Annotated in this window: 21 protein-coding genes; 12 read left to right on the top strand and 9 right to left on the bottom strand. The window is 59.3% G+C overall.

Annotated elements, in window-relative coordinates; genetic code table 11:
* Positions 1 to 181: 181 nt before the first annotated feature.
* From ABRP64_RS10930 to ABRP64_RS10940, 3 genes are all read left to right on the top strand, one after another.
* A complete protein-coding gene (locus ABRP64_RS10930) occupies positions 182 to 1,363 on the top strand; it encodes a hypothetical protein (protein WP_349866446.1) in 1,182 nt (393 codons plus the stop codon).
* A 136-nt stretch (positions 1,364 to 1,499) separates the two neighbouring features.
* A complete protein-coding gene (gene relB, locus ABRP64_RS10935) occupies positions 1,500 to 1,736 on the top strand; it encodes a type II toxin-antitoxin system RelB family antitoxin (protein WP_284630014.1) in 237 nt (78 codons plus the stop codon).
* Positions 1,720 to 1,983 (top strand): type II toxin-antitoxin system RelE family toxin, encoded by a 264-nt coding sequence (locus tag ABRP64_RS10940; protein WP_284783513.1) that lies wholly within the window; start codon positions 1,720 to 1,722, stop codon positions 1,981 to 1,983. The genes relB and ABRP64_RS10940 overlap by 17 nt, the downstream gene beginning before the upstream one ends.
* A 59-nt stretch (positions 1,984 to 2,042) precedes the next feature.
* Here the strand turns inward: ABRP64_RS10940 and ABRP64_RS10945 are convergent, their stop codons facing one another.
* From ABRP64_RS10945 to ABRP64_RS10955, 3 genes are read right to left on the bottom strand one after another with little or no spacing between them, the layout of a single operon-like run.
* Positions 2,043 to 2,675, bottom strand: a complete 633-nt coding sequence (locus ABRP64_RS10945) for a DUF3239 domain-containing protein (protein ID WP_284850288.1) — start codon at positions 2,673 to 2,675, stop codon at positions 2,043 to 2,045.
* Positions 2,672 to 4,297 (bottom strand): DNA repair helicase XPB, encoded by a 1,626-nt coding sequence (locus tag ABRP64_RS10950; protein WP_284770560.1) that lies wholly within the window; start codon positions 4,295 to 4,297, stop codon positions 2,672 to 2,674. The genes ABRP64_RS10945 and ABRP64_RS10950 overlap by 4 nt, the downstream gene beginning before the upstream one ends.
* Positions 4,294 to 6,321 carry a helicase-associated domain-containing protein gene (locus ABRP64_RS10955; RefSeq protein WP_349866448.1) on the bottom strand — a complete coding sequence of 676 codons (2,028 nt, stop codon included), beginning with the start codon at positions 6,319 to 6,321 and terminating at the stop codon, positions 4,294 to 4,296. Before ABRP64_RS10955 ends, ABRP64_RS10950 begins: the two co-directional genes overlap by 4 nt.
* A 65-nt stretch (positions 6,322 to 6,386) precedes the next feature.
* Between ABRP64_RS10955 and ABRP64_RS10960 the strand changes: the two genes are divergently transcribed.
* Complete coding sequence (locus ABRP64_RS10960; RefSeq protein WP_005279826.1) at positions 6,387 to 6,572, top strand: hypothetical protein; 186 nt, start codon at positions 6,387 to 6,389, stop codon at positions 6,570 to 6,572.
* A 46-nt stretch (positions 6,573 to 6,618) separates the two neighbouring features.
* Here ABRP64_RS10960 and ABRP64_RS10965 read toward each other — a convergent pair whose 3' ends face one another.
* Positions 6,619 to 7,239 (bottom strand): resuscitation-promoting factor Rpf1 domain-containing protein, encoded by a 621-nt coding sequence (locus ABRP64_RS10965; RefSeq protein WP_284796804.1) that lies wholly within the window; start codon positions 7,237 to 7,239, stop codon positions 6,619 to 6,621.
* Between the two features lie 295 nt (positions 7,240 to 7,534).
* Between ABRP64_RS10965 and ABRP64_RS10970 the strand changes: the two genes are divergently transcribed.
* Positions 7,535 to 7,915 (top strand): cold-shock protein, encoded by a 381-nt coding sequence (locus ABRP64_RS10970; RefSeq protein WP_005279828.1) that lies wholly within the window; start codon positions 7,535 to 7,537, stop codon positions 7,913 to 7,915.
* Here the strand turns inward: ABRP64_RS10970 and ABRP64_RS10975 are convergent.
* Positions 7,912 to 8,445, bottom strand: coding sequence for a DUF2771 domain-containing protein (locus tag ABRP64_RS10975; protein WP_284853781.1), 534 nt, complete (start codon positions 8,443 to 8,445; stop codon positions 7,912 to 7,914). The two genes, ABRP64_RS10970 and ABRP64_RS10975, sit on opposite strands and share 4 nt — an antisense overlap.
* Before the next feature lie 6 nt (positions 8,446 to 8,451).
* Positions 8,452 to 9,258: a glutaminyl-peptide cyclotransferase gene (locus ABRP64_RS10980; RefSeq protein ID WP_284853782.1), complete on the bottom strand. Its 807-nt coding sequence runs from the start codon at positions 9,256 to 9,258 to the stop codon at positions 8,452 to 8,454.
* A 5-nt stretch (positions 9,259 to 9,263) separates the two neighbouring features.
* Between ABRP64_RS10980 and ABRP64_RS10985 the strand changes: the two genes are divergently transcribed.
* From ABRP64_RS10985 to ABRP64_RS10995, 3 genes are read left to right on the top strand one after another with little or no spacing between them, the layout of a single operon-like run.
* Positions 9,264 to 9,932: a DUF3027 domain-containing protein gene (locus ABRP64_RS10985; protein ID WP_284853783.1), complete on the top strand. Its 669-nt coding sequence runs from the start codon at positions 9,264 to 9,266 to the stop codon at positions 9,930 to 9,932.
* A 50-nt stretch (positions 9,933 to 9,982) separates the two neighbouring features.
* Entirely contained in the window at positions 9,983 to 11,386 is a 1,404-nt protein-coding gene (locus tag ABRP64_RS10990; RefSeq protein ID WP_284796814.1) for an NCS2 family permease, read from the top strand.
* Positions 11,387 to 11,396: 10 nt separating this feature from the next.
* Entirely contained in the window at positions 11,397 to 12,203 is an 807-nt protein-coding gene (locus ABRP64_RS10995) for a TrmH family RNA methyltransferase (protein ID WP_284796816.1), read from the top strand.
* Here the strand turns inward: ABRP64_RS10995 and ABRP64_RS11000 are convergent.
* From ABRP64_RS11000 to serC, 3 genes are all read right to left on the bottom strand, one after another.
* Positions 12,164 to 12,994 carry a DUF6928 family protein gene (locus ABRP64_RS11000; RefSeq protein WP_349866451.1) on the bottom strand — a complete coding sequence of 277 codons (831 nt, stop codon included), beginning with the start codon at positions 12,992 to 12,994 and terminating at the stop codon, positions 12,164 to 12,166. The genes ABRP64_RS10995 and ABRP64_RS11000 overlap by 40 nt on opposite strands.
* Positions 12,995 to 12,997: 3 nt before the next feature.
* On the bottom strand, positions 12,998 to 13,846 hold the full coding sequence (gene sepH / locus ABRP64_RS11005) for a septation protein SepH (protein ID WP_284770569.1): 849 nt from the start codon (positions 13,844 to 13,846) through the stop codon (positions 12,998 to 13,000).
* Positions 13,847 to 13,952: 106 nt separating this feature from the next.
* The gene (serC, locus tag ABRP64_RS11010) at positions 13,953 to 15,071 is read right to left on the bottom strand and encodes a phosphoserine transaminase (RefSeq protein ID WP_349866453.1); all 1,119 of its coding nucleotides are present in this window, start codon (positions 15,069 to 15,071) and stop codon (positions 13,953 to 13,955) included.
* A gap of 157 nt (positions 15,072 to 15,228) precedes the next feature.
* On the opposite strand from serC, the gene ABRP64_RS11015 reads away from it, so the two are divergent.
* The 4 genes from ABRP64_RS11015 (at position 15,229) to ABRP64_RS11030 (ending at position 18,522) form a co-directional block, all read left to right on the top strand.
* On the top strand, positions 15,229 to 16,521 hold the full coding sequence (locus ABRP64_RS11015; protein ID WP_284770571.1) for a citrate synthase: 1,293 nt from the start codon (positions 15,229 to 15,231) through the stop codon (positions 16,519 to 16,521).
* 121 nt (positions 16,522 to 16,642) lie between these two features.
* On the top strand, positions 16,643 to 17,002 hold the full coding sequence (locus tag ABRP64_RS11020) for an FKBP-type peptidyl-prolyl cis-trans isomerase (RefSeq protein ID WP_005279843.1): 360 nt from the start codon (positions 16,643 to 16,645) through the stop codon (positions 17,000 to 17,002).
* A gap of 110 nt (positions 17,003 to 17,112) precedes the next feature.
* On the top strand, positions 17,113 to 17,979 hold the full coding sequence (locus ABRP64_RS11025) for an aldo/keto reductase (protein WP_349866455.1): 867 nt from the start codon (positions 17,113 to 17,115) through the stop codon (positions 17,977 to 17,979).
* 33 nt (positions 17,980 to 18,012) lie between these two features.
* Positions 18,013 to 18,522 (top strand): cysteine hydrolase family protein, encoded by a 510-nt coding sequence (locus ABRP64_RS11030; protein WP_349866457.1) that lies wholly within the window; start codon positions 18,013 to 18,015, stop codon positions 18,520 to 18,522.
* The last annotated feature ends 36 nt before the right edge of the window (positions 18,523 to 18,558 follow it).

Consider the following 18,558-nt stretch of genomic DNA (forward strand, 5'->3'; position numbering starts at 1 on the left):
CTAAGCCTGTACACGCTGATGGTACTGCAACCGGGAGGTTGTGGGAGAGTAAGTCACCGCCGACACCAAACAACAAACAAACAACAAAATAAAGTTTGTACCGAGAGGGGCAAGGACACCGATTCCAACGGTGTGCTTGCCTTTCTTCTTCGTGATCCCAGAATTTTCTATACTGAATCCCATGAGAACTCTTGCACAGGCGGTAACCGGTCTTGTCCGGTCTAATGATCCCGATCTGAACAAAGGTGCCCGGGGCGTGTATTACAGTGACCGTATATATGAAACCGCTGAGCTTTTAGAACAGGCAGAAGAGGATCCTGCACAACTTTCTGGGATCGTGCCGCCAAGTCCATCCGATATCGTGCTTGTTGGTCTAGATGCGGTAGAAGAGGTCCTCAAGACTATTCCTCGGGTCAATGACTACGCCCATGCCGTAAGGGATGCCGGCGAAGTCTTGGCGCGGGTAGTTTCCTCCGCGGAACGGCAAGCTAGTTATTCTGGTTGCGCTTTGGCCGACTGGTTTATACGAATGAATCAGATTCTCCCAGCGGAAGAAATCGACCTCGACCCAGTCTATTTGGCACCTGCCTTTGGTGAAGAGGGGGTGGCTCGCATCCGTTCGTGGAATACGGCGGAGCAAGGTAGTGGATACGTGGGGCGTCGGTTAGCGGTACTAGAAGGAACTAGTGAGGCCGTCCTTCGTACCCATGGTCTCAAGGGAAGTGCGGCGTCGCGCTATGAGGAGATTATTGCCGGCCTTTGTGATATAGGCCGCTACGATCTTGCCTTCGATTGGTCCGAGAAGGCAGTTGGTGAGTGCGCCCCAGCGGAAATCCGAAATATCGCCTCGGGTTGGGCCGTACTTGCTAAGGAGCATTTTCCCGAACACTCGGAGCGCGTGGCTCGCAGTGTATTCGACACATATCCAGAACTGTCGTTCGCTCAACAACTCTATGCTGCGGGCACCGACAAGGCGAAATCTGCGGCGCATATACAAGACACGTTGGCGGCGAAGCCGTGGGACTTAGCGATGTTCCAGCACTTGTGCCTTGAAGACCCTGGACTTGCCTGGAGAACCGTCATAAAGGCGGGAATGGAGCAGTCAATGGCGCAACGATTCCTCGATGACCTCCCGGCTCAGGCTCTTCCCTTCGTTCGCGACGATGTCGCAACTTACCTAGATTCGACTAAGGTTGGTCGCGACATGGGCATCGAGCTGCTGCAGACCATGAGAGAAAAGTCGGCGGAACTTGGGGATCCCTGGGATGTGGACTTCAACGTGTTTTTGACAGGCCTGCGCCGTCGCTACGCCGAACGGCATGTCATTTTAAGGCGACTGGACGAGGTTTCCCTTATCGCTTGATTTGGTTACTGAGAAAACGCAAAATTCGTGACTATGAGTGTGCAGGAAGTCAGCATTACAACGTGACTACAGCAAACCGCGGGCAATGCTCATGGGGTGGTGTACAAATCGCTTTACTTGTTGTAAACATGTTTACATGAGCGAGTCAGTAATTAGTTTGCGCGTTAACGCGAAGCAGAAAGAGCGCCTAGATGCGCTTGCTTCGCGGACTGGGCGGACTGGAGCCTTCTATCTTCGCAAGGCCCTAGATTCCTACCTCGATGAACTTGAGTATGTGTATGCGCTCGAAGCCGAATCCGAAGCAGCCCGACGCGGAGAATTGGACACGATCTCTTTGCAGGATTTAGAGGACGAGTGTGGTTTGGTCGATTGAGTTCACCCCGCGTGCGGCGAAGGCGTTCCGGAAGCTCGACAAACCGGTACAGAAACAAATCAGTAAGTTCCTTCGTGAGGTAGCAGAGTTAGACGATCCTCGTGTGCGCGGTAAGGGGCTCGTCGCGGACAAGTCTGGATTGTGGCGGTGGAGAGTAGAGGATTATCGAGTGATTGTTTCCATCCTCGATGAAACGGTGGTCGTCAACGTCATCGATGTAGGACATCGACGCAATATTTACCTTTAACCATTTGGCAAAGGTAAAAGAAAAAGCACCAGAAACAATCTGGTGCTTGAGAGTCCTGACTAGAGGACGAGCAGGTCATAGCGGGTGGATTTGACATCGGAAAGCCGCTTTCGGGCGCGCTCTAGGCGCTGCCATTGTTCCTGGGGGATGGATTTGCGGGCGATGGTGACGGTTTCAGCATCGGGGGTTCCCCAAGCAATGGGCATGGGGGAGATTTGCTGCCAATGCTCCTTATCGGAAGTAGAACGCTGGCCGGACACAGCGGCGACAGGCACCTTGGTGCCCACGGTGCATTGGACGCCGGGAATGGAGGTTACCGTGCGCAGGCACGCGCCCCAGCGTGGGGGAAGGGACGGATCCACATTGGTATTCACCAAGGCAAGAAGGATCATGTCCCGCTCGTTGACCTGTGCGATGACGGCGGGAGCGAGCGGATAAGAATCATAGAGGGATTGGGCCGTTCCTACCTTGCTTGCGGCGGCGACGCCGACGATGGCAACGACGATGCCAAAGAGGATGAGCCCTAAGCCCAAGGTGATTCCCCAGGAAAAGCTCCACCAGACGGCGGCGCCGGCGATGATCAGGATGAGGCCGAAGATAAGCCCGGATACGCGAAGCCGGTTGGAATCACGCAATAACTCGTTATTGGCCTTGGCAAAGGACTCGTCAACGTCGAACTTAAAGATCTTCATTGGCCTAAGTCTACTGCGTCCATGAGCCGGTAGGCATATCCTTGCTCGGCGAGGAAGCGTTGGCGGTGCATAGCGTAGTCCGCATCTAGGCTGTCGCGGGTGACTAGCGTATAAAAGAGCGCCGCGGTTTCCTTCGGACGCAGCAGGCGGCCGAGGCGTTGTGCTTCCTCTTGGCGGGAGCCAAAGGTGCCGGAGACCTGGATGGCTAGTGCAGCTTCGGGCAGGTCAATGGAGAAGTTGGCCACTTTGGATACGACGAGGATGGATAGCACGCCCTTACGAAATTGCTGGAAGAGCTTTTCGCGCTTGGCGGTAGAGGTGGTGCCATCGATGACGGGGGCATCGAGGTGTTCACCTAATTCGCGCAGTTGGTCCACGTATCCGCCGATGATGAGCGCTTGCTGGTCGTGGGAAGCAAGGATCTTATCGACGGCGCGGAGCTTAGCCGAGGCTTGTGCGGCGATGCGGTAGCGGTCGCGCGGCTGCGCGGTGGCATAGAGCATGCGTTCTTCCGGATCCATATCCACGCGGACCTCGATGCACTCCGCGGTGGCGATGTAGCCGGCCATTTCCAGCTCTTTCCACGGCGCATCGTAACGCTTCGGTCCGATGAGGGAGAACACATCGCCTTCACGGCCATCCTCGCGCACGAGGGTGGCGGTAAGCCCTAGCCGGCGCCGCGATTGCAGGTCCGAGGTCATGCGGAATACGGGTGCGGGAAGCAGGTGGACCTCGTCGTAGATAATAAGGCCCCAGTCGCGGGAATCGAAGAGCTCGAGGGCGCGGTATTCACCCTTGGTTTTCCGCGTGACCACTTGATAGGTGGCGATGGTAATCGGCTTGATTTCCTTCTTCTCGCCGGAGTATTCGCCGATATCGTTTGGAGAAAGCGTGGTGCGGCGCAGCAGCTCGTCGCGCCACTGGCGGCCGGCGACAGTATTGGTGACCAAGATGAGGGTGGTGGATTGCGCCTTTGCCATGGCGGCGGCACCGACGATGGTTTTGCCGGCACCGCAGGGCAGCACGACGACGCCGGAGCCGCCGGACCAGAAGGCATCGGTGGCGTATTCCTGGTAATCGCGCAGGTGCCAGCCGTCCTCGTTGAGCGCGATGGGGTGAGATTCGCCGTCGATATAGCCGGCAAGGTCTTCGGCGGGCCAGCCGGCCTTGAGGAGTTCTTGCTTGAGGCGGCCGCGTTCTGAAGGAGCCACGGCGATGGTGTTGTCATCGATGCGCGAACCCAGCAGTTTTCCTACCTTGCCGCGGGAGAGCTCGGTGAGGATAGCGGGCTCTTCGGATTCGAGGATGAGCCCGTGGGCGGGGTGCGCCTGGAGGCGGACGCGGCCGTAGCGGGACATGGTCTCGGCGACATCGACAAGCAGCGATTGCGGGACCGGGAACCGGGAGTAGGTTTCTAGGACATCGACGACCTGCTCGGCGTCGTGCCCGGCGGCGCGGGCATTCCAGAGTGCCAGGGAAGTAATGCGGTAGGTATGCACGTGCTCTGGGGCGCGCTCCAGCTCCGCGAACGGCGCGAGGGCGGTGCGCGCAGCTGCGGAATCTGGATGATCGACTTCCAGCAAGACGGTCTTGTCCGACTGCACAATCAGTGGTCCGTTCATGCGTCTAGGGTAACGGAGGTGATGCGGTGCAAGGGAAACCGGATGGTGGAGCCATCGGCGGCGCGGGCATCGATTTGGCCACCGGCGACGGTCAGTGGGGTGACGGTGCGGGTCTTGGTATTGCCATTTTTATCGGCGTAGCCAATGGTGATGGGGCGTGCGGTGCGCGCGGCGGCGTGGACCAGATCCAGGTTGGGCAGGCTCGGGGCCTCGCCGGTGGTGAGGTTGCGCAGCGCACGCGCGATATCCGGCGGCGCGGCCTGGGCGCGAGGGCTGGGTGTGGGAAGCGTTGCGGGCTCGGGCGCGATGGACAAGCTAGCGCCGTTTTCGTCCTCGGCAGCGGGGGAGAGGCCGTTTTCGCGCAGGCGCTCCAACAGCTCGCTGACGCGCAGCTGGGAAATCGCGACCGTGGGGGCCAGCAGGCGCAGCGGAGCGGCCTTCGCGGCGATCTGCAAGAGGGCTGGGTCCTCGCTGCGCAGGTAGGACAGGGCAGGACCGGAGCGCAAGGTGCCGTGGCGCTTGGTGATGTCCTCGATGTGGAACTCCAACGTATGCGGGACATCGCCATGCGCGGCGAAGAAATCGCGGATCTCCGTGCCCGTCATCCCGCGGTCGAGGCCGCGGCGAAGGGAGGCATCGCTAATGCGGTAAACGCTGGCGAGTCCTGGTGATTCCAAGTCCGCGAGGGACTCCAGGGTGTGGTGGGCCGCGGGCTCGAGGGGCCCTGGCACTAGCACGGTCATATCCGCCTGGACCAGGAAATAGTCGATGGTGTCGGGGGTGAGGGTATCGGCGGCATCGAAGCCATCGATAAGCACGCTGGTGGCTCGCCCGAGCGCGATGGCGCCGATCCATTCCGCCTCGCGGTGCAGCTCCTCGATGGTCTCTGGGGAGGTGTGCGTGGCAAAAAGGGGAAAGGAAAAATGCAGATCCGCTTGAAATTCAGCTGCGGACAGCGGCTGTGCGGAGTTGAGGTAAACATCGAGGATATGCCGGCGAAACTTGGGCAGGCGGTCGGTGCTGGCGGCGAGTACCTGGCCAGATTCCCACGGGGTCCAGGGGGAGTGTTCCCAGGCCACGAGGAGCACGCGCCACTGCGCGGCTAATCCTGCATCGAGCCACTCTTGGGCGGAATCGGTGGGTGCAAGGAAGTTTCCCTCGTACCCGGACGGTTCGCCGCGGTTGATAAGCCGCGCGGACAGGCCAAGCGTAATCAGGCGGCGCAGTTCTGGTTCCGCGATGTCCAGCTGCTTGCTGAGCTGGGCAAGGGGGCGCACGCCGACGGTTTTATCCTTGAGCAGCTCGATCGGCCGGGCACCGAGGGAAGAAATCAGCTGTTGCATGCCGCGCACCACGGACAGGCCCGCGGCGGTACCGGCGTCATCGGCCTTGCGGTCAACGGTGGGCTCGCCGCGCCGCGCGGAGGGCTCGGTGGGAATGTAGGGGACGGTCTGCCCCTTCATGGCGCGGTGCACCTCGCGCGGGAGGCGAACGGTCTGGGAGTCGACGCGCTGCAAGAGATGCTTGGCAATCAGCCGCGGCACGGGGTGGGACGGATTGGTCTCGCGGGTGGTACCGATGCCATTGGAGCGCGCCAGGGTGGCAAGGACGTGGCGTTCGTCTTCAGCAAGGGTATCGATTGTTGCGGGCGATACCTCGAGCTGATTAAGCAGCGACCAGCCGGTGGGCAGCGCAGGCATGACCTCTGGCGGAATCTGCACCGCGCCAAAGGCGAGGCCGCGTTCCTTGAGCTCGCGGGTGATGGCGGGGTTGTGGTCTTCTACCTCTGCAAGTTCGCCGCCGCGCTTGGCGATGTCCTCCAGTACCGCCAACTGCTGTGCGTTACACTCCGCTAGCGCTCGGGCGATAGAGGTGCGCAAGAGGAGTCGCGTGGCCAGTGCCGCGATGGAGGGCGGCAGCGGGGCTAAAACATCGGGGCGGTGGCGAAGGATGGTGGCCAGTTCTTCTTCTGAAAGGGAATTAAGCCAGGTGCGAAAATGCGGGAGGTGGGAGGACTGAGTCATGATAAATCACAATTTTAGCGCCGGATTGAGTTACGTTTTTGCCCGAGGTTTGAAATAATAAGGCTATGTCGAATGAAAAGAATGGCTTTGTTTCCCCGGCGTGGCCGGACAATGAACACCGCGAGCATGCAATTACGGAAATTTCTGCGCCTTTTGCTGGTGCTTCCAGCCCCTACGGCGACGATCTGGTGCTGCCGATGCCGGCAGAGAAGTTGAACTACGTTCATCCTTATACCCGCATCAACCGCTAAAAATTCCCCTTGCCGTGAAAGGCAAGGGGAATTTTTATGCGCTTTTTTAGCGGCTGAAGTTCTCAACCAGCTGTGCAACCGGGTCGATGACGTTGCGGTTTGCGGAGTAGAACGCATCAAAGTCGTGGCGGTTGGCGTGGTAGAAGTCGGTGAACTGCGCCGGCAGCTGCAGGCCGTAAGCGTTAGCGGTGTCCTTAACGAGGTTGTAGACGGCGTCTACGGCGAGCTCATCGGACTTGTTTTCTACCGCTTGCTGTACTGGCTGCGGTGCCTCAGCGGGTGCGGAAGGAGCGGTGCGCTCGGTCGGCGCGGAGTTCAGGCCGAGGGAGGCCGAGCATGCGGGCCATGCGCCCCAGCCCTGGTTAGCCAGGGTGCGCTCAGCGATGACAATCTGCTGCTCGCGGGTTGCCTGGTTAGCGGTAGGGGCGAACTCACCGCCACCGTATGCCTGCCAGGTCTGGGGGTTGAACTGCAGGCCGCCGTGGTAGCCATTGCCGGTGTTGATGTGCCAGTCACCGCCGGACTCGCACTGCGCGAGGCGGTCCCAGTCGGAGTCAGGGGCAGCGGCGGCGTTCGGTGCCATGATGGCAGCGGCTGCGCCCAAGGCAACGGTGCCTGCGGTGAACTTGGCGGCAAAGTGGTTAGTCTTAGCGGAGTGGCGTCCCATAAAAGTAGTCCTTTCCGTAGTGCCCGTTTTCGTGTAAATGTTTTGCGCCTAGAAGAAAGGATGGGCAGGGAAACCTTCTTTGCGGCGACACTGAGGGCCAGCGTAGTGGTTTATAACGAAATAGTCACGTTCTGGGCACTAAATGGGAAAGAATTGAGACTATTGTGGTTCCGTCCGCAATATTTCCGCAGGTAGTGACCGTGTTGTGAACTATGTCACACAACACGTGGAACTTCTGTTCTGTATAACTTCCAGCTAAACTTAAGAATTTACCCAAGAGAAGAGGTGGATACCTATGCCCATTGGCAAAGTGAAGTGGTATGACGCCGAGAAAGGTTTCGGTTTCGTTAGCAACCCGGGCGATGAAGACGTCTACGTCGGCCGGAATGTCCTGCCCAAGGGAGTAGAAGAAATCTTTCCGGGCCAGCGCATCGAATTCGATTTCGCGGCGGGGCGCCGCGGACCGCAGGCGCTGCGGGTGCGCGTGCTGGATAAGCCGCGCCGCCGCACGCCGTCGCGCAAGCCGGAAGAGCTCGGCAGCATGGTCTCTGATGTTATGACCCTGCTGGAATCCCAGGTGCAGCCGGTGCTGAACTCGGGTCGCTACCCCGAGCGCAAGACTGGGCGCCAAGTAGCAGAAATCCTCCGCGCAATTGCGAAGGATTTAGATAGTTAATCATCCATGGTGGATAGGGACCACACGGTGGCGAGGGGGGTTTCTTCGCCATCGTCGTCGGTGCCAATCATGAGGGAGGAGACTTCCACCACCATGAGCCGGGGGCGCTCGCCAGTCGATGCCTCGATGGGTTCTACCGAACCGGGGATATCTACCTCGGTCGTTTCATTCGCACCATGAGAGGTTTCGTCATTGGCGGCGGGGTCATCATAAATGGACAGCACCTTCCATTCGTGATTAGAAATCTCCCCGGGGATTTCCAGATGCAAGGTGTCATCCTCGCCCACCGTTAGTTGGGGGACATCGCCTTCGGGGCAATCGGTTCCCGGCTCGCATACGAGGTAGGGCGTGACCTCCTTGGTGTTATCCCCCACGGAGGCGGTAATAGCAATCTCGCTCGGCTCCGGGCCTGGGCGCGAATTGCGCCAGCTCTGAAAGATCACCACGGAGGCGACGATGACCGCCACGACCACGATGAGCGCGAGGATTTGCAGCAGCGACTTTTTCCTTGCTTCCTTACGGGTTGCCATGGCCCATTACTTTACTCGAACGCGGTAGAGCTCATCCCACCGCTTGCCGGTAAGCCAGAATTCATCGGTGCCCTCGATATGTGCGATGCCGTTTAAGACATCATCGGGATCGGTATATTTCGATTTATCGATGGCATCGGTAGAAATCACCGCGGTTACCTCGCCAGAGGAGAGATCGATGCGGTAGATATCTTCACTGCCCCACACATTGGCGTAGACATCACCGTCCACGCATTCCAGCTCGTTAATCTCTTCCACGGGCGAGCCCTCGAGGGTGACCTCGGTGGTCGAGAGCTCCGCAAAGGTCTCTGGATCCATGTGCCGCAGGGTAGAGGTGCCATCGGACATGATGAGCTCGTCCTGGTTGGCGCATAGTCCCCAGCCCTCGCCGGCATAGGTGGCGGTGTCGGTGCGCTGGAAGTCGCCGTCATAGCGCAGGGCTTGCCCGCGCTTCCAGGTCAATTGCCAGATGGAATCACCGTATTGGGTAATGCCCTCCCCAAAAAGTGAGTCATCGAGGGCATGTTCCTGCAGGACCTCGCCGGTCTCAGGGGAGAAGCGGATGAGTTTGGAATCGCCCCATTGCCCGGTGCCGAGCAAGAGGTTGCCCTCGCTGTCTTCTTCGAGACCTTGCGTAAAGGAGTTCTCCGGTAGCGGCGCCCTATCGAGGACTTCCACTGAAAGGTGATCGGGGGAGGAAGCATCGGGAGAGTCTGAGGAACAAGCGGTCAAGGCGCAGCAGGGCACGGCAATGAGAGCGGCGCGGCGGAGAAACGGCATGCACCATATGTACCACTGTCGGCGGGCCATCATGAATAATGAGGGGCGTGAGTAAGCGAAAAGCAAATCCGTTGATCGATTCCCGCGCCGTACGCATCGCGCGTGAGGCATTGGAAGAGGTGGGGGAAGGGGGCATCGGCAAGCATAGGGGCGTAGCCGGAATGGGCCGCAACGTTGTCACCCATCGCTTTGCGGCGGATATGCCCGGCTACCCAGGCTGGGAATGGCAGGCCGTACTCGCATGCGCGGAAGGCTCGCGCTACGTCACCGTCAATGAGGTGGCGCTGGTACCGGGCGGGGAGGCGCTGCAGGCACCAGAATGGGTGCCGTATGAGGACCGCGTGCTGCCGGGGGATTTGGGTCCGGGGGATCTCATGCCGCCGGCCATTGATGATGAGCGCCTGAACGGAAATGAGCTTTCTGCCAAAGGTCTGGCGGATGCCAAGCAGCGCTGGCAAGAAGAATATGGCCCGACCTCGGAGATGGCAGCCAAGGCGCACCTGCAGTGTCGCACGTGCGCGTTTTATATGCGGCTCATGGATAACTTTGGGGTATGTGCCAATGAGTATTCCGCTGATGGCCGCGTGGTGCATGCGCGCTACGGGTGTGGTGCGCATTCGCAGACGCGGGTGAGTGAGGAGAAGGCGCCGGCCGCGGCCTTCGATGACGAAAAGCCTATTTACCAAGATTTTGAATTTGGGGATTAAAGCAGCACACTTAGGGCGTAAAAATACCGCTCTACGTGAAAGGGCACGGCGTGAAAGCCACTCTCGATCGCTATTTCCACATTTCTGAACGCGGTTCCACCATCGGAACCGAGCTACGCGCGGGAACGGTCTCGTTCTTCGCCATGGCATATATTATTTTGCTCAACCCGCTCATTCTGGGCACGAGCCCGGATGCGGAAGGCTATACCTTAGGCGTGCCGCAGGTTGCTGCGGCCACGGCGCTGGTCGCCGGCGTCATGTCCATCGCTTTTGGTGCGATTGCGAAGTATCCCTTCGCCATGGCTGCGGGCCTGGGCATGAATACCTTCGTCGCCATCAGCATGGTCGCCACCAGCGGGCTGACCTGGCAAGAAGCCATGGGCCTGGTGGTAATCGAGGGCCTTATTATCGTCCTGCTCGCCGTGTCCGGTTTCCGCACCGCGGTATTTGACGCCATCCCGCAGCCCATGAAGGCCGCTATGGGCGTGGGCATTGGCATGTTCATCGCCATGATCGGTTTCGTGGACGGCGGGTTTGTTACCCGCGTGCCCGATGCCGCGCAGACCACCGTGCCGGTGGGCCTAGGCATTAATGGTTCGATTGCCACCTGGCCGGCGGTGGTCTTTGTCATTGGCCTTATCATTTGCGCCTTCATGGTCATCCGCAATGTGCCGGGCGGGCTATTTATTGCCATCAACCTCAATACCGTGCTTGCCTTTATTGTCCAGGCGCTCACGGGATCGGAGGACTGGGGCATGGCCGCACCAGAAGCCCCGGATGCGCTGGGAGGCCTGCCGGATCTTTCCATCGTGGGCGATGTGAACCTGGTTGGCGCCTTTGCCAATATTGGCGTGATCTCCACGGTTCTGCTCATTTTTACCCTGCTGCTGACCAACTTCTTTGATGCCATGGGTACCATGACTGGGCTGGGCAAGCAGGCCAAGCTCGTGGATGAAAACGGCAACCTGCCGGGAATGAAGAAGGCGCTGGTTGTGGAAGGCGCCGGCGCGGTTGCCGGTGGTTTGGGCTCGGCATCCTCGAATACTGTCTTCGCGGATTCCTCTGCCGGCATTGCCGATGGCGCCCGCACCGGCCTGGCCAATATCATGACCGGCCTGCTGTTTATCGCGGCCATGTTTTTCACCCCGCTCTATGAGATCGTACCCATCGAGGCCGCAGCACCGGTGCTGGTCATCGTCGGCGTGATGATGGCCGCGCAGCTTACGGATATCCCGTGGACGCGCATGGAAGTAGCCATTCCAGCCTTCCTTACCATCGTGGTCATGCCGTTTACCTATTCCATTGCCAACGGCATTGGCGTGGGCTTTATTACCTTCGCGCTCATGTCCACCTTCGCCGGTAAGGCTAAGCAGGTGCACTGGATCATGTGGCTCCTGGCGGGCTTGTTCGTCATTTACTTTGGCATCGATCCGATTTCGGAGGCCATCGGCTAGCCTGGAAGGCATGCATATTTCTGATCCCCGTGACCCTCGCCTGGACGATATTCGGAACCTCAACAAATCCGATAAATCCGGCGAGGGTTTGGTCATTGCAGAAGGCCCCTTGGTGGCCTCCCGCCTGATGGAATCGCGGTTCCCCATGCGCTGCCTGGTGGGCTTTCCCCAGAAGCTGGAGGCCTTCTTTGCCGAGTACGGCGAGCCGGAGTGCCCCGTCTACGAGGTCTCGCGCGAGACCCTCGCGGAGGTCGCAGGCTTCGATATGCACCGCGGGCTGGTTGCCGCAGCGGACCGCGCCCCAGAGCCAGAGGTGGGAGAGATCCTGGAGCAGGCCCGCACCATCGCCGTGCTGGAGGGTGTGGGGGATCATGAAAATATCGGCGCCATTTTCCGCCACGCGGCCGGCATGAACGTGGATGCGGTATTGCTGGGCTCAGGTGCTGCGGATCCGCTCTATCGCCGCTCGGTGCGCGTATCCATGGGCCACGTGCTGCGCGTGCCCTTTGCCCATTTGGAGGGTGGTTTCACCACGTGGCAGCGTTCCTTGCAGGCGCTTGCCGATGCCTCCTTTACCCTCATCTCCTTAACCCCCAACCCCCAAGCGGTGCACCTGGCAGAGGCCATGCACGGGCAGGACAAGGTGGCCATGCTGGTAGGCGCGGAGGGCCCCGGGCTTACCGAGCACGCAATGAAGGCCACCGATATCCGCGCGCGGATACCAATGGCCCCAGGAACTGATTCCCTAAACGTTGCGACCGCGGCCGCCATTTCCTTTTATGAGCGCCAGCGATCCTTAAGTGACTTAAACGTCTGACGCAGCCAGTTGCCAATCAGCGAACCGAGCTGCTTCGCGGTGGAAAGGATCTCATCGCCAGTGGAATCCGGCTCGGCATCGTGATCCTCGTAGTCGTCATAGTCGTTGAGGCCCAGCCTGTTTGCGGATTGGGCGGCGAACTCGCGGACCGGCTGCTTTGGCTTCGGCGGATCGATCTTGGGCTCTGGGCGCCCGTCGACGGCATAGCCCACGACGTCCAGGTCTGGGCCTTCCTGCCCCACGGTGATGCCTAACCAGTGTTCTTGGGAGGCCTCCATGATGCTGTGGGGCCGAAACGGCAGGGAAATGCCGCCGAGGGATTCGTCCTTTTCGCCGGCCCAGAACGGCGCCTCAAAGGGCTCGGGTAGGCCGGTGTCCTCGTAGAGGCGGTCACGGGTGGCGCACAGGCAGCGCTTGAGCTCGCCGCCTTCCCACAGCGCGAAGCCCGCATAGTCCTCGTCTGCGTTACTGACAAGCGCGATGACCCGCTGGGCGGGGACCGCGCTTAAGAGGTCTTTCGGCAGCTGGGAAAGCAGCACTGAATCGCCCTCGCAGACCGTTTGCACCACGGTAATGCCCGGGTAGCCGCCGATGTAGTACTCATTCGGATCCGTCTGCGCGGAGCGGTTCAGGGGGAATTGCCCAATCGGGGTGACCGGGAACTTGGGGTTGAGCTGGGCTAGGAACTTGCGGCCGAACCCGCGGTCCGCCTTGGGCTCGGTCTTGAGAACTTCTTCGGCGCCGGGCTTGGAGATGTACCACAGCGTGAGAACGGCATGAGAGATGTCCACTGTTTAGTCCCTCGGACGCTTGGTATTGGAGCGAACGCCCAAGAGCACGTCCTCCCAGTGTGGGGTGACGGCCTTGCGGCGGCGCTTCGAGGGCTTGGACTCGGAGGAAGGATTCTGCAGGAATTCCTCTTCTTCCGTCTCCTCGCTGGAACCGGAAATATCGGTGACATTGGCGGGCTGATCGCCGTCAATGGCTTCGTCGTAGCGGCCGCTGCCCAAGGAGGTTAGTGAGCGCACCGGCTGTACGAAGTCCGGGTCCGTAAGGTCTGCCGCGACCGAGTTGCGGGCCTCGACCGTAGCGGGGGAGGACATGGACTGCTTGAAGGTCCATTCCGCCTCGTTTTCAGAAAGTCCCGCCTTCCAGGTCACGCGCACAACCCACGGCTCGCCCTGGTGGCGGTAGGCGTCCCACGTGGACTCCGAAAGGGAGTGGCCGCGGGCGGCAAAGGAGCTCGCCAGTACTTCCCACAGGGTGAGCTTGGCGGGGCCGTCGTCGCGCACTGGGTGGGCCTGCTTGGCCACCTCAGAAATGCGATTGCGCTCCAACATGACTGGGTAAGCAAAGGGCTCGATGCGCGATTCATCGACGTGTATCTCTTCCGCGAGCTCTGCCGTGGAAGCACCGGCACGGATGCGGTTTTGGATCTCCGCCGGCCGGATCTGCTTTTCTTCCTCTTCGTGGGAGGGCTTGGGCATCGGCGCTAGCTTCGGCGGTTCTGGCTTGCTAGCGGTGGGCGTGAGGGCGGAACGCAGCTCATCGGTGATGGGAAGGGAAAACTCTTCGCCTTCTTCGGTGCGTAGCACCAATGAGTCTTCGCTAGATTCGCTGTCAACGAGAAACAGCTCGCGCATAGTGTGGCGCTCCTTTGCCTATCGACGGAAGGACGGATCTGTGATGCAGTCAACTATAACGCGAAAACGCCCCGCGCCATGCGAGGCGGCGGGGCATGTTGATGACTTAGTTGGCATCCAGCACGTAGTCGATGCACTGCGTGAGCTTGGCGATGTCCTCGGTTTCAATCGCCGGGAACATGCCCACGCGCAGCTGGTTGCGGCCCAGCTTGCGGTACGGCTCGACATCGAGGATGCCGTTGGCGCGCAGGGTAGCGGCAAGTTGTGCGGCATCCACGGATTCGTCGAAATCAATGGTGCCCACGACCAGCGAGCGCGCCGCCGGGTCGCTGACGAACGGGGTGGCCTCCGGGCGCGATTCGGCCCAGTTGTACAGCGTGGAGGAGGATTCGGTGGTGCGCTTGACCATGCCGTCGAGCCCGCCATTGTCATTCATCCACTTAATCTGGTTATCCAGCATGAGCAGGGTGGCAATCGCCGGGGTGTTATAGGTCTGGTTCTTGCGGGAGTTGGTAACCGCGGTCTGCAGGTTCAAAAACTCCGGAATGAAGCGGTCGGAGTTATTGATCTTTTCGATGCGCTCCAGCGCGGCCGGGGACATGGCGGCGAGCCAAAGGCCGCCGTCGGAAGCGAAGCACTTCTGCGGCGAGAAGTAGTACACGTCGGTCTCTGCGATATTAACGGGAAGGCCGCCGGCGCCAGAGGTGGCATCGACAAGCACGAGCTGTTGGTGGTTGTGGGGGTGGGGGCGGACAACCTCCGTCATCGCACCGGTTGAGGTCTCATTGTGGGCCCAGGCGGCGACATCGGCATCGGCAGCAAGCTCGCGCGGATCCGGGGCGGTGCCGACAGGGGATTCTGTCAGGGCCGGGGCATCGAGCCATGGAGCCTTGGAAGAGGCCTTGGCAAACTTGGTGGAGAACTCACCAAAGGTAAGGTGGGCCGACTGGCGCTCGATGAGGCCGAAGGTAGCCGCATCCCAAAAAGCGGTGGCGCCGCCCAAGGACAGAACAATTTCGTATCCCTCCGGAAGCGAGAAGAGATCGCTTAAGCCCTCGCGCACGGAACCGACGAGGTTTTTCACCGCCGGCTGGCGGTGCGAGGTGCCCACGATAGCGGGGTCAATAGCCTCGATCTGGGCGGGGCGTACCTTGGAGGGGCCGCAGCCAAAGCGGCCATCGGAAGGCAAGAGATCTGCTGGCAGTGTGATTTCTGGAGTACTCATGCCGCTAGTGTAGAACAGTTCCGGTTGGATGGCAGGTATTTTGATGTCCATAAACTTGTTGGCAGTATCACAAAGTTTGCTAGAGTGTGAATAGGTCAAAGGCTCACGGCGTAAGTTAGCGCCTTTAAAGAACTCTTTAACAGGGAAAGGAAATTCCGTGTCTACTGAAGAAAACAAGGTAGTACTCAAGCACGCTGGCAACGAGTACGAGATGGATATCAAGCAGTCCACTGAGGGCGATTCCGGCTTCGATATCTCCAAGCTCCGCAAGGAAACCGGGCTTGTTACCTTCGACCCCGGCTACACCTCCACCGGCTCCACCGAGTCCAAGATTACCTTTATTAACGGTGAGGAGGGCATCCTTCGTTACCGTGGCTACGATATTGCTGAATTGGCAAATAACGCCACCTTCAATGAGGTTTCCTACCTGCTGATTAAGGGTCACCTGCCGGATGAGCAGGAGCTGTCGGAGTTCAATAACGCCATCCGCCACCACACCCTCTTGGATGAGGACTTTAAGGCGCAGTTCAACATCTTCCCGCGCGATGCCCACCCGATGGCCGTGCTTGCTTCCTCCGTGAACATTCTTTCCAGCTACTACCAGGACCAGCTGGACCCACTGGATGAGGAGCAGCTGGACAAGGCTACCGTTCGCCTGCTGGCTAAGGTGCCGATGCTGGCCGCTTACGCCTTCCGCGCATCCCAGGGTAAGCCTTATATGTACCCGGATAACAACCTGAACGCGCGCGAGAACTTCCTGCGCATGATGTTCGGTTACCCCACCGAGGAGTACGAGGTTGACCCGGTTGTCTCCAAGGCACTGGACAAGCTGCTCATCCTGCACGCTGACCACGAGCAGAACTGCTCCACCTCCACCGTCCGCATGATTGGTTCCGCACAGGCCAACATGTTCGTCTCCATCGCCGGCGGCATCAATGCCTTGTCCGGCCCGCTGCACGGCGGCGCAAACCAGGCCGTGCTGGAGATGCTCGAGGACATCGAGAAGAACAACGGCGGCGACGCTACCGACTTCATGAACCGCGTGAAGAACAAGGAAAAGGGCGTTCGCCTGATGGGCTTCGGCCACCGCGTGTACAAGAACTACGACCCACGCGCGGCCATCGTCAAGGAAACCGCACACGAGATCATCGATCACTTGGGCGGCGACCCGATGCTGGACTTGGCCATGAAGCTGGAAGAGATTGCGTTGAATGACGACTACTTCGTCTCCCGCAAGCTCTACCCGAACGTGGACTTCTACACCGGCCTCATCTACCGCGCCATGGGCTTCCCGACGGACTTCTTCACCGTCCTCTTCGCCATCGGCCGCCTGCCGGGCTGGATTGCTCAGTACCGCGAGCAGTTGGAGATGAACTCCAAGATTAACCGTCCTCGCCAGATTTACACCGGTGAAACCCTGCGCAAGGTTACCCCTCGCAGCGAGCGCTAATTAGCGCTTTTGGTCGCCCCAATTCAACCGAATCGGGCTTGAGCACTATAATTGGTGCAGCTCGGTTCGGTTTCATTGCGACCGCACGAACAAACTAGATTTCCCAAGGAGAATAATCCCCATGGATAAACCTGTTATTGAAGCCCAGTCTGGCCCAGCGCCGACCGACCTCGTCATTGAGGACATCGTCGTAGGCGATGGCGCTGAAGCTCAGCCTGGTGGCGTAGTGGAGGTCCACTACGTTGGTGCCGAATATGAGACCAACCAAGAATTCGATTCCTCGTGGGACCGTGGCCAGTCCATCGAGTTCCCACTGACCGGTCTCATTGCCGGCTGGCAAGAGGGCATCCCGGGAATGAAGGTGGGCGGTCGCCGTCAACTCATCATCCCGCCGGAAAAGGCCTATGGCCCAGCCGGCGGTGCGCACCCGCTGTCCGGCCGCACCTTGGTCTTTATCATTGACCTCATCCGCGCCGACTAAACTGCGCTAAAAATCGTTGAACCGGCTTCCCTTAAGGGGAGGCCGGTTTTCGCTGTGCTGAGGCAGTCAGTTCCCGCAAGGGGCCGCATGAGACGGCAAACTGGGGCACAATGGGATCTATGACTGTGCCACATATTTCTTTCAATGATGACCGTGAGATGCCCCAGCTGGGTTTGGGCACCTACAAGCTCAATGACGATGAATGCATTCGCGTAGTCCGCGAAGCCATTGAACTGGGCTACCGCCACTTTGATACGGCAACGCTGTATAAGAATGAAGAGGCATTGGGTACCGCGCTGAACCAAGCCATTGACGCGGGCGATGTCACCCGCGAGGACCTGTTTATTACCTCCAAGGTCTGGCACTCCCACCACGGCGCGCAGAAGGCGGAACAGGCCTTCCAAGAGTCCATGGAAAAGCTGAAACTGGATTACTTGGACCTGTACCTCATCCACTGGCCATGGCCACAGGGTGGGCTGTACGTGGAGACCTTTGAATCCATTGCCCGCCTACAGGGGATGGGCCAGATCGCTTCCATCGGTGTCGCTAACTTCTATGAAGAGGTCCTCGAGGACCTCATTGAGAAGACCGGCATTACCCCGGTGCTCAACCAAGTAGAGCTGCACCCTGGCTTTACCCAGCCGGAGTTGCGCGAATTTCACCACAAGCACGGCATCGTGACCGAGGCGTGGTCGCCGCTGGCGCGCGGCGTGGTGCTTAATAACCCGGAGATTGAAAAGATCGCCGCTACGCATCAGGCTACCGAAGGTCAGGTGGTGCTGGCCTACCTGATGGCCAAGGGCATTTCCGTTATCCCGAAGTCCGCCCGCAGCGAGCGTCTCAAGGAGAACTTGGCCGCCGCGGAGCTAGAACTGGGTAAGGATGAAATCGCTGCTATTGACTCCTTGGAAGGCCAAGAAGGCTTCGGCCGCATGTTTAATGACCCCCGCGAATTCCCGGGTTCGGAACAGAATTAATGGGCATTCAAAGAGTGAAAGGAGGTTAGGAAAGTGTCTAGGCACGGATTAGTAGTTATCGACGTTCAAAATGGTTTCATTTCTGAGTACACTTCCCAGTGCTTACCAGCCATTTACGAGCTACTGGGCGATGAGCGCTTTGACGTGATAGTCGCTACTAGGTTCTTTAACCCGGAGGGGTCTTTGTATCGCTCCCAGATTCACTGGCAACGGCTAACAGAATCGCCAGAAATTGACTTAGATCCGCGAGTACAGGAGGCTGCGGATTATATCCTGGATAAGCCAAGTTATTCTGCGGGCCAGAATCTGCTCGATATCGTGCGCAGGGAAAATCTGGATGAGGTTACGGTCGTCGGAATTGATACGGACGTGTGCGTCCTTATGAATGCGGCGCTTCTTTTTGATAACAACATTTCGGTCTCCGTAGATACTCGGGCCTGTGCAACAAATGGGGGTCCAGAAGCAGAAAAAGCGGCATTCCGGCTTTTGCAGCGCTTTATCGGGGGTCAAGTCCGTTTGAGTGGTGTTTCTACCTTTCGATAGAGCATGCAGTGTGATGGTGTCAGGGGCCAGCACGTG

This window comes from Corynebacterium sp. KPL4015 (assembly GCF_040225725.1).
Taxonomy (GTDB): domain Bacteria; phylum Actinomycetota; class Actinomycetes; order Mycobacteriales; family Mycobacteriaceae; genus Corynebacterium; species Corynebacterium rhinophilum.